Origin of the sequence: Algibacter aquimarinus (genome assembly GCF_039543265.1) — a bacterium.
GTDB classification, from domain to species: Bacteria; Bacteroidota; Bacteroidia; order Flavobacteriales; family Flavobacteriaceae; genus Algibacter_B; species Algibacter_B aquimarinus.
In genome coordinates, this window is record NZ_BAABJK010000009.1 from 370659 (window position 1) to 381946 (window position 11288).

Sequence of the window (11288 nt, forward strand, 5' to 3'; positions counted from 1 at the left end):
TCAGAAACTATAAAAATATAGTAGACTAAAATTCCAAACCATAACTAAACTTGTTATCATTTTTCCAACCCTTAGATAACAAGCTATAAGTTAATCATGAGAGGTATGTGTATGATTAATAGCTGAGCAAATATCATAAAACAAATCAATATCTGTTTAAAAATCGACTACGCAATCGGTACGCAAAGCATAAATATTAGTGAAAAATTAATATTGTTAAAAATTTAGAAAGCCTCGTTAAGGTAATCAGATAAAGTGATTTTTTCAAGATTCATTTTTTTAGTTATTCTATAGCGTTTACTCTCAATTGCTCTAACTGATGAATTTAAAAACACAGCTATTTCCTTATTCTTAAAACCTATAAATAGGTAGTAACATATAATTATTTCTGAGTCGTTTAATTGTGGGTACTTTTCATTCAACTCTTTAAAAAAATCAGCATTTAAATCATTTACTAATTCTAAATGGTTATCAGTTTTATCCAAAATTGTAGTTGAATTATGATGAAGATTTGCGTAAAACTCCCTTATTCTTTCTCTTAAACAATTACCATCTAGTTTTGAAATTTCTTTTACTTCTTGTTTTAAGTTATTGATATACTCCTCTAACCCTTGAAGTTTAACAGTCAGTTTATCGTTATTAGATTTTAAATATGTTAATTTATTTACTTCATTAGATACATCATCTAACTTAAACTTATTTTTTCTGTAATAATAAAGGTATAACATACTTAAAAGAATTGATATCCCAACTAGTGACAAAATCAAAATTTGATTAATCGCATCTTTTTTATTGTTAGCTTTAAGTTTAAGTTCTGCATTATATAGTGACTCATTTATATCTATACTAGCATTTATATTGTTATTCAATATTTTATTTTCAAAAACTAATAAAGAATCAATATATTTCTGCGATGTATTTACATCGCCGCTTGATTTGTAATAATCAGAATATAGATTATAACTGCTTCTTACAACATCTTCTGATAAATATTCAGAACTCTTTGAAACTTTTCTCAAATATAAATAAGTAGAATCTAATTCTTTATCATAGTAATATTTATAAGCCTTGTTTAAATTAATTTCTGCTTCAAACGACAAATAATTATACTTAGAAATTGATGAATTGTTTTCTAAAGATTCAAACTCTTTTAAATATATATTAGCCCTCTCCATATCATCTAACTCAATATAATTACTAACTAACATGAAATTAGCAAAAAGGTAAAAGTACGCCTCATCTTTAGCATCTTTATAGGCTTGTAAATCTTTCAATATCATATCATTACAAACCTTATAATTCTCATCAACAAACTCTACATAACAAAGCATTTGCTTAACCTCTAAAAGACCATAGTCGTAATCACAAGTCTCAAAATACCGCTTTGCTGTTTCTAAATATTTATAAGCTGTAGAATCTCCTTTTACGAAATATACATTAGAGAATAATTCCAAATTTACCTGCCCACCAACAATACAGTTATCCTCAATATCAGCATATTTATTTGCCAAAATAAAGCTTTGATGCATTTTAGTATATTCGTTAGAATCTTCATATAAGAGTGCCTTTATTGAATAATAATCTGCTAAACTACCTTCAATATTTTCTTCAATGGGATTAGGAATAGAGTCTAAAAAAAGTTGAGCTTTTTTAGAAGAAGTATCAATATGCGCATCTGCAGAATCTACAAAACGAGTGTATTGACTCTTGTTTTGACTAAAACCTGAGGTTTTAATCAATAACAAAAGAATAAATAAAATGCTTATTTTAAAATTAAAAAAACGAATAGCTATAACCAACCTAGCATTATTTGTTTAAAATATAATGCTAAAATATCATTTTTTATGGCAACTTCATTATTCTTAATCAATTACCTTAATTTATAACACACTTATTTAATTAGGAAATAACGTTTTATCTAAACCTGGAACAATACGTAATGCGTTTTTGTAGTATACCTTTTTAAGAACCTCATCTGGTAAATCTAGACCATACATTGGCCAAAAGGCATGATATTTTTTATGATATGGAAAGTACTCATCATCGCTTTCTAAAACTCTAAAATATGTTGGGAATTCTTCAGGTTTCCAACTATCTTTTCCAAACAAAATACGATCTTGATACTTAATAAAAAATGCTTTTGCAAAACGAGGTTGACGTCCTAACTCAGCAATTATTGCACCAATACCAACATTCATATTCGGCATCTCGTCTAACAACTCACCTAATCTTCCCAGATTGTTAGCATACCAACCCATGTGTGCATTAATAAATGTTGTTTTTGGATGTTTTTTAAACATATTATGTTGCTCACCAATAATTTGTTCCCACGGCGCTGGATTATCTGCACCACGTTTTCTTCTTGGGTGCGTTTTAAGTTCAAGCCAACGTTCGTTATCTGAATCAAAATCATCCCAAAACGATTTTGGATCTGCAGCATGTATTAATACTGGAATACCTAAATCTCCACAAGTTTTCCATATTAAATCTAATCGCTCATCATCAATTGCTAATCTATTTCCATCAACATCCTTATTATACATCCCCAAGCTTTTGTATACTTTTAAACCACGAGCGCCATTTTTAACATCGTCTTTTAATTGACTCACAGTTTTATCAATCCAACCCTTTCCTCCTGCACCATTAAAATCGATATTCGCAAAAACAACAAAACGATTTGGATAATGGTCTGCTATATTTTTAACAGACTGTTTTAAATTCTCTCCAGAACGACCACTTAAATTAACCATTAGAGCTAAATTAAGTGTATCCATAGCGGCTATTACTGGAGATAAATCTTGAGTTGCCATTCTATATTGGTGTCCATGAACATCTATAAACGGGTACTTGGCTCGTTTTATAATTTTACCTGGCACAACTAGTGTAGATGTGGGATTGTATTCTTCAAACGAAATATCTTGAGCTGAAATTGTTGATACAAAAAATGAAGAAAAAATAAGTACTAATAGTCTTTTTAAAAGCATGAAAAGAAGTTTATTTATTTAATCTCTAAATTAAATATTTATTTATAAAACAGTAAGATTTTATGAAGCGTTTAACAAAGCTTAAAAAAAGCGTCCTGAAAAGAACGCTTTTTGCTATTAATAATCACATTTACTAAAATTCCAAATCTGAAATTAAATCGAATTCATCATAAATTGCTTTGTCTTTTAATCCGTCAAAAAAACTTGAAGAGCCATAACGTACATCATATTTAGTTCTATCAACCTTTAATGATGCTGTAGCTTTGTTTCCGTAAATTGATATTTTAAAATTTACTGGGTTCGTTTTATTTTTTATAGTTAAGTCTCCAACAACATCATAAGCATTTTTACCAGATACCGTTACACTTTTAAAAACTAATTTAGCAGTTGGATGATTTACAACACCAAAGAAATCATCAGATTTTAAATGTCCATCTAATTTACCTTTGTATTCACCTTCTAAATCGGTACTACTAATGGTTGTCATATCTATTACAAACTCACCGCCAGTTAATTTATCTCTCTCAAATACTAATGAGCCAGACTTAATATCTATTGTACCTTCATGAGAACCAGTAACTTTATAGCCTTTCCACACTACTTCACTTTTATCTGTTTTAATTTCTTTTTTCTCTTTTTCTATTGATGTAAAAGAAACTGTAAACACTGATACTAAAGTTAAAATCGCTAATTTTTTAATTATTTTTTTCATTTTTTTATGGTTTTATTTATTTGTTAAAATATTACCATACAAAATTGCGTAACTATATCGTAAAAAAAGATAATGTAGTTTATTAAATACAGTTAATGTATTTTAATATTACTTCTCAGTTAATATTTGACTTTTTATTTTACTTAAAAACTCTTTTGTAATTCCCAAATAGGAAGCCACCATATATTGAGGAATAAGTTGCTCTATTTTTGGGTATTGATTTCGGAAGTAGAGATATCTATCTTTTGCAGAAAGACTAAAACTTCTAACAATTCGTCTTTGTGAAGCCACTAAAGCACGTTCTATAATTTGTCTAAAAAAGCGCTCTAGTTTTGGAATTTCAGAATACAACTCTTCAATTATATCATATGAAAACATAATTAATTCTGTATTATCAATACATTGTATATTATAATCTGCTGGTGTTTGTGTTATAAAACTCCCCATATCTGATGTCCACCAATTTTCTATAGAAAACATAACAATATGTTCTTGTCCATGATCGTCAACATGAAATGTTTTAGTACAACCAGAAATTACAAAACATTCATATTTACAAACATCACCTTGTTGAACAATATATTGCCCTTTTAAATATTTTCTATAGCTTACTTTCGAAATTAAGAAAGCCTCCTCCTCTGGTGTTAAACTCACATAACTACTTATGTAATTTAAAAGTGGTTGTATGTTCATAATCATGAAATTTACATATCAAATTTAGTGATAATATTATTGTATTAATAAATGACTTGAATCTTTTTATTGATTTTAATTCAACTACTTTTATGGTATGGAAAAACCCCAAGAATTTAAATTAGAATTTGTTGCTTTAATGGCATCTTTAATGTCTATTGTCGCATTATCTATTGATGCTTTGTTACCTGCATTGCCAGAAATAAGTTCAACACTTGGTGTTACAAATCCTGTTAATAACCAATTACTTATAACCATGATTTTTCTTGGTTTAGGGTTTGGTCAACTATTATTCGGTCCATTATCTGATAGCTTTGGGAGAAAACCCATGGTTTACATAGGCTTTATTGTTTTTATAATAGCCAGTATAATTTGTGTTACAACTAAAAGTTTTGAGATTATGATTATAGGCAGAATACTACAAGGTGTTGGTTTATCATCACCAAGAAGTATTGCTTTGTCAATGATACGCGATTCTTACAGTGGAAATTACATGGCAAAAATAATTTCGATAGTTGTTATGTTCTTTATTTTAGTACCAGTAATTGCTCCAACTTTAGGACAGCTCATTTTAAGTTTTTTTGATTGGAAATCTATTTTCTATTTCAACTTAATTTTTGGTGTTTCAATTATGATTTGGTTCTGGAAAAGGCAACCTGAAACCTTACTTGTTAAAAATCGAATTAAATTTTCATCACATTTATTTATAGATGGAACAAAAGAGTTTTTTAAGCATAAACAAGCCGTAGCATTCACCTTTGTTTCTGGTTTTATTACGGGCTCTTTTATGGTGTATTTAAGCACTTCGCAACAAATATTTCAAGTACAATATAATCTTGCAGAGCTATTTCCATATATATTTGCAAGTTTAGCAATTTCGGTAGGTGTTGCTACTTATTTAAATAGCAGATTAGTTATTAGATATGGAATGCACAAAATAGCTTACACAGCATGTATTGCATATGTAATTGTCTCCGTTTTGTATGTATTGTTGTTTTGGGGCGGTAACAATCCAAGTATTTTTGTGTTACTTAGTTTTTTTGCATTGCAGTTTTTTGCTGTTGGTTTTCTATTTGGAAATTTACGTGCTTTAGCTATGGAACCTCTAGGGCATATTGCAGGAATAGGCGCCGCGATTAATGGCTTTATATCTACAGTTATGGCAGTACCTATTGCGAATTATATTGGCGAATTTGTTAATACGTCTGTGCTACCACTTTTTATTGGTTTCTCTATTTTTGGAATATTATCGCTTTTAGTTTTTATTTTAATGAGGAAAAAAACTATTGTTGCTAGCGCATAATCAATCTTTAAAGGTATTTGTTTTTTATAACGTCTATATGATGAATTTCATGACCTAAAATTATAAAAGCTGCTGCCCTTGCCGATACATTACTTCCACTGGCATTTCCTATAAATTTTAAATCCTCGTGGTTTAAGCTTTTAAGTAATACGATTGAACTTTGACGAACAGTTTGATATTCCTCCACAAGCATATCCATAGTCTTAAAATTTGATTTTGAAGGCACTATATAATCATCTTGTTCAAAACCAGACAAAGGCGTTTTATCATGCCTTGCAATTCTAAAGCATCTGTACATAAAAACACGTTCAGTATCAATAATATGCTGAAATACTTCTTTTATAGTCCATTTACCAGGCGCGTATTTAAACTCTAATTTGTTATCTGGAATCGCTTTAAAAAAACTTGTAACTTGATTTTGTGCTTCTTTATAACTTTCAACTAAAGATGCTGTATTCGAAACTTTACTAATATATGTCTGGTAATAGTTATTATATTCTGATGCGTTTAAATCTGATACTTTCATAATTATGATTATTAAATTTTTGCTTGATATGTGTATAAATCGTAATACCTTCCTTTTAAAGCAATTAACTCATCGTGTGTGCCTCGTTCAACAATTTTACCGGTTTCAATCACCAATATTTGGTCTGCTTTTCTAATGGTACTTAACCTATGAGCAATAACAATAGTGGTTCTATCTTTTACTAATTCATTTAAACTTTTTTGAATTAAGGCTTCACTTTCGGTATCTAAATTTGAAGTGGCTTCATCTAAAATTATAATTTTAGGATTCGCTAAAATAGCACGCGCAATTGCTAATCGTTGTCGTTGGCCTCCAGAAAGTTTTACACCACGTTCTCCAATTAGCGTTTCTAAACCATCTTCAAATCTATCTGTAAATTCATCAACATAAGCTGCTTTAACAGCGTTTTGTAACTCATCTTCAGTAGCATTAGGTCTTGGAAATAGTATATTTTCTCTAATCGTTCCTTCAAATAAAAACTCGTCTTGTAACACAACACCCAAATACTGCCGATAACTATTCAATTTTACTTTTGATAAATCTTGATTATCTATAGTTACTTCACCAGATTTCGGATTTAAAAATGTTGCCGATAAACCAGCAATAGTAGATTTTCCTGAACCAGAACTCCCTACTAAAGCTGTAACTGAACCCGCTGGCGCATTAAAATTTATATTATGAAGTACATCTTTACCTTCTTCATATGCAAAAGAGACATTATTAAAACTTATATCACCCTTGAAGCTCTTTAGATGTATGGTTCTTTTTTCATCATCCTCTTCAGCTGAGCTATTCATGAGTTCTTCTGTTCTATCTAAACCAGCTAAAGCTTCTGTAAGTTGACTACCTATGTTACTCATTTGAACAATAGGCGCTATCATAAAGCCAAGAACTAATGTAAAGAACAGGAAATCTCCTGTTGTCATTTGTTCTTGAATCATATAGTAACCACCAATACCCATAATACCTGTAGTGGCAACACCTATTAAAAAGGTTGATGAACTCGTCATTAACGCTGTTGCTGTTAAACTCTTTTTTACATTTTGAAATAGCTTATCTACCCCTTTTTCAAAAATCTTATTTTCTTGTTCTTCTGCGTTAAAAGCTTTTATAACCCGAACACCTGCTAAAGTTTCAGTTAATCTACCTTTTACCTCTGCATTTATCTTACCTCGTTTTCTAAAAATAGGACGAATATATTTGAAGGCTCTTAGAGCTATATAACCAAATATAGATAATGGAATAAAAACGAAAAGTGTCATCCATGGGTTTAGTTTTATTAAGATAATTAATGACACTACTGCTGTAAATGACCCACCTACCAACTGCACTAATCCTGTTCCTATTAAGTTTCGAACACCTTCAACATCACTCATTATTCTTGATACTAAGGCACCAGATTTCGTATTATCGAAAAAACTAATGGGCAACGACAATACTTTTTTCTGAACTTGGGCTCTTAATTCACTAATTAAATATTGTGCTTGTACACTTAAAATTCGTGTTAATGCAAATGATGTTATAGCTTGTATTGTAATTGCCGTTATAACAATAGTAATTAGTGTGTAAATTTGAGATATATCTTTGCTTGGCACAACCTCATCCAACAATACTTTACTTTGCCAAGGCAATACCAATCCTGCTAAACTGCGAATAACTATTAATATTAAACCAATAAACACCAAATTTCTGCGTGGCCAAATAATAGTTTTAAAGGCTTGCGCCATGGTTACTTTTGGCTTGGTTTTCTCTTTACTATTATATGTTTCCTTTAGGTCTTTCATGAGTCATTTTTCAAATATGAAAGGTAAGAGTTTCTTTAAAACTTTTTTGTTAAACTTTCCAACAATTATCATTTAAAACAAGTTGTAAAATTCTATGTATTGCTTACTTTTGACATATAATTAAACAAATTTAAAAGATGAAGATTATTGGTATTGGTAAAAATTATGTGAATGACAAAAGTGATATTGATGCACTAAAAACAGGGACACAACTTATTTTTATAAAAGCTGAAAGTACTTTGGTAACCGATAATAAAGATGTAGAGTTTCCAAAAATTACAAATCAGTTAATATATGAAGTAGAATTAGTTGCAAAAATTGGTAAAACAGGTAAAGACATTTCTGAAACCGAAGCAGCATCCTTTATTAGCGAAATTGGTGTAGGTATAGATTACACTGCAAAAGATGTTTTGGGTGCTAGTAGAGAAAACAAAGGACCTTGGGCGCTGGCAAAAGGTTTTGATGGTGCGTCACCAGTTAATGGGTTTAAACCGATTTCAAATTTCACTAACATTAATGATATTAACTTTAGTTTAAAGATTAACGATAAAGAAGTCCAAAACGGAAATACCAGTAACATGATTTACAACTTTTCTGAAATTATTGCTTATGTTTCTCAATATATGACTTTACAACCTGGTGATTTAATCTTTACAGGAACGCCTGCAACTGGAGCCGGAGAAAACATAAAAGGCGACCATTTACAAGCTTTTGTTGAAGGCGAATTACTTTTAGACTTTAAACTTATTTAAGAAGCATTTAAACCTAATTTTCTTATAATAAAAATAGCAACAATAATATTTGGAACCCAGCACAACCAAGCAACAATTCTGTAAGCCGATATAAAATCTTGAAGAGCTATAGTTAAAAGAGGTAACCAAATACGTAACGTTACCGCTGCAAAACAAGCGGCATAACTTAAAATCATGAATTTTTGATGCTTGTTAACATCAGCTTTTCTAATTGATGTGTAAGCTAATATTGTAGTAATTGTCCAAATTAAACCTAAACACAAAAAACCTATTACAGAAATTAAACCTCCTGTTGCAAAAATTGCAATGTAAATACTTGCTAATCCACTAATTAAAACTGAGATAACATATATTTTACCTATATTTCTATGCAGTTTTATATTTTTTAATCTAAGTTTTTTACTAAACTGCATCCAACCAATTAATAAGGCTAAGCCACCAAATAGAATGTGTGAGTAAAATCCAATGTTCCAAAAGATATCATTTAATAACACATCACTCTTAGAATTTAGTAATCCAAAAGTTCGGTCAATTAAAAAATAAATTAATGGATATACACCTATACAAATACATAGGATTGCAAAAAGTACAAAAATAACTTTCTTCATATTTTTATTAGTTAAAGGACATTATCCATAATATCATTTACTACCTCTGGGTTTAAAAGTGTACTGGTATCGCCTAAATTTGAAGTATCCTTATGAGCTATCTTTCGTAAGATACGACGCATAATTTTTCCAGAACGTGTTTTTGGTAATCCTGAAGTAAATTGAATTTTATCCAACTTAGCAATAGGTCCTATATGCTCTGTAATTATCTGATTAATTTCTTTACGTAAATTATCGTGGTTTCTACTTTCACCGGTATCCTTTAGAATGACATAGCCATAAAGCGCATTTCCTTTTACATCATGAGGGAATCCTACGATAGCAGATTCTGCTACAGCAGGATGCTCGTTTACAGCATCTTCAATTGGAGCGGTTCCTAAATTATGACCAGAAACAATAATAACATCATCTACTCTACCTGTAATTCTGTAATAACCAACTTCATCCCGTAAAGCACCATCGCCAGTAAAATATTTGTTTTCAAAAGCTGAAAAATAGGTGTCCTTGTAGCGTTGATGATTTCCCCAAATGGTTCTTGCCATACTGGGCCACGGGAATTTTACACACAATCTGCCCTCTACTTGATTGCCTTTTAATTCTTTACCGTTTTCGTCCATTAATGCGGGTTGAATGCCAATAAACGGCAACGTAGCGTAGGTTGGTTTTGTTGGTGTTACAAACGGAATAGGCGTAATCATAATACCACCTGTTTCGGTTTGCCACCACGTATCTACTATCGGGCTTTTCTTTTTTCCAACGTTATCATTATACCAATGCCACGCTTCTTCGTTAATCGGTTCGCCAACAGAACCTAAAACTTTTAAAGATGATAAATCGTGTTTTTCAACAAGCTCTAATCCTTCTTTTGCTAAAGCTCTAATAGCAGTTGGTGCGGTATAAAATTGATTGACTTTGTGCTTTTCTACAATCTCCCAAAACCTTCCAAAATCTGGATAACTCGGTACACCTTCAAACATTACTGTAGTTGCTCCGTTTGCTAACGGACCGTAAACAATATAGCTATGTCCAGTTATCCAACCAATATCTGCAGTACACCAATACACATCGTCTTCTTTATACTGAAATACGTTTTTAAAAGTATATGCCGCATATACCATATAACCAGCCGTAGTATGTACCATACCTTTTGGCATACCTGTAGATCCTGAAGTATATAAAATAAAAAGTGGGTCTTCTGCATTCATAACCTCAGCCTTACAATCCGTTGAAGCTTCCTCTAGTAAAGGTTTTAACCATTTATCTCGTCCTTCCTTCATGTTTATATTAGAGTGTATGCGTTTAGCTACTAAAACTGTTTTTACACAAGAACAGTCTTCTAAAGCGTCATCAACAATCCCTTTTAAATCGATGGTTTTTGCTCCGCGATAAGATCCATCACTAGTGATAACCATTTTACAATCTGAATCATTAATTCTTGTAGATAGCGCTGTAGCAGAAAATCCAGCAAATACTACAGAATGGATAGCACCAATTCTTGCACAAGCCAAAACAGAAATAGCTAATTCTGGAATCATGGGTAAATAAATACAAACTCGGTCTCCCTTTTTTATGCCTTGGTTTTTTAAAACATTAGCGAACCTATTAACTCTTTCGTGTAATTGATTATAAGTAATAAGTTCTGCTTCTTCTTTTGGGTCGTTAGGTTCAAATAAAATGGCGGTTTTATTACCTCGAGTTGCTAAATGCCTATCAATGCAATTTTCTGTAATATTAAGTTGTGCTCCTTCAAACCATTTAACTTCGGGTTTTGAGAAATCCCAACTCAATACATTATCCCACTTTCGTTGCCACATAAAATGTTCTTCTGCTATTTCTTCCCAAAAATGCTCTGGTTCTCTTACCGATTTTCTATAAACTTGGTAGTATTCTTCTAAGTGTTTTATGTGGTAGTTACTCATTATAAAT

General features: G+C 30.9%; 10 protein-coding genes. 2 read left to right on the forward strand and 8 right to left on the reverse strand.

Translation table 11 applies throughout. The features are described from left to right. Window positions 1–224 precede the first annotated feature (224 nt). From ABD939_RS14095 to ABD939_RS14110, 4 genes are all read right to left on the reverse strand, one after another. Window positions 225–1739, reverse strand: coding sequence for a helix-turn-helix transcriptional regulator (locus ABD939_RS14095; protein ID WP_345169970.1), 1515 nt, complete (start codon window positions 1737–1739; stop codon window positions 225–227). 156 nt (window positions 1740–1895) lie between these two features. Further along, the gene (locus ABD939_RS14100; protein ID WP_345169972.1) at window positions 1896–2984 is read right to left on the reverse strand and encodes an amidohydrolase family protein; all 1089 of its coding nucleotides are present in this window, start codon (window positions 2982–2984) and stop codon (window positions 1896–1898) included. A gap of 133 nt (window positions 2985–3117) precedes the next feature. Further along, window positions 3118–3696, reverse strand: a complete 579-nt coding sequence (locus ABD939_RS14105; protein ID WP_345169973.1) for a YceI family protein — start codon at window positions 3694–3696, stop codon at window positions 3118–3120. 108 nt (window positions 3697–3804) lie between these two features. Continuing rightward, a complete protein-coding gene (locus tag ABD939_RS14110; protein ID WP_345169974.1) occupies window positions 3805–4389 on the reverse strand; it encodes a Crp/Fnr family transcriptional regulator in 585 nt (194 codons plus the stop codon). A gap of 97 nt (window positions 4390–4486) precedes the next feature. On the opposite strand from ABD939_RS14110, the gene ABD939_RS14115 reads away from it, so the two are divergent. Further along, complete coding sequence (locus tag ABD939_RS14115) at window positions 4487–5692, forward strand: multidrug effflux MFS transporter (RefSeq protein ID WP_345169975.1); 1206 nt, start codon at window positions 4487–4489, stop codon at window positions 5690–5692. A 7-nt stretch (window positions 5693–5699) separates the two neighbouring features. Here ABD939_RS14115 and ABD939_RS14120 read toward each other — a convergent pair whose 3' ends face one another. Both ABD939_RS14120 and ABD939_RS14125 read right to left on the reverse strand, forming a co-directional pair. Further along, window positions 5700–6218 carry a DinB family protein gene (locus ABD939_RS14120; RefSeq protein WP_345169976.1) on the reverse strand — a complete coding sequence of 173 codons (519 nt, stop codon included), beginning with the start codon at window positions 6216–6218 and terminating at the stop codon, window positions 5700–5702. 11 nt (window positions 6219–6229) lie between these two features. Next, window positions 6230–8002, reverse strand: coding sequence for an ABC transporter ATP-binding protein (locus tag ABD939_RS14125; protein ID WP_345169977.1), 1773 nt, complete (start codon window positions 8000–8002; stop codon window positions 6230–6232). A 137-nt stretch (window positions 8003–8139) separates the two neighbouring features. Here ABD939_RS14125 and ABD939_RS14130 point away from each other — a divergent pair, with 137 nt between their 5' ends. Continuing rightward, window positions 8140–8754, forward strand: a complete 615-nt coding sequence (locus tag ABD939_RS14130) for a fumarylacetoacetate hydrolase family protein (RefSeq protein ID WP_345169979.1) — start codon at window positions 8140–8142, stop codon at window positions 8752–8754. Here the strand turns inward: ABD939_RS14130 and ABD939_RS14135 are convergent. Then, window positions 8751–9362 carry a DUF2306 domain-containing protein gene (locus tag ABD939_RS14135; RefSeq protein WP_345169981.1) on the reverse strand — a complete coding sequence of 204 codons (612 nt, stop codon included), beginning with the start codon at window positions 9360–9362 and terminating at the stop codon, window positions 8751–8753. The two genes, ABD939_RS14130 and ABD939_RS14135, sit on opposite strands and share 4 nt — an antisense overlap. 11 nt (window positions 9363–9373) lie before the next feature. After that, window positions 9374–11281 (reverse strand): acetate--CoA ligase, encoded by a 1908-nt coding sequence (gene acs, locus ABD939_RS14140; protein WP_345169983.1) that lies wholly within the window; start codon window positions 11279–11281, stop codon window positions 9374–9376. Window positions 11282–11288 lie beyond the last annotated feature (7 nt).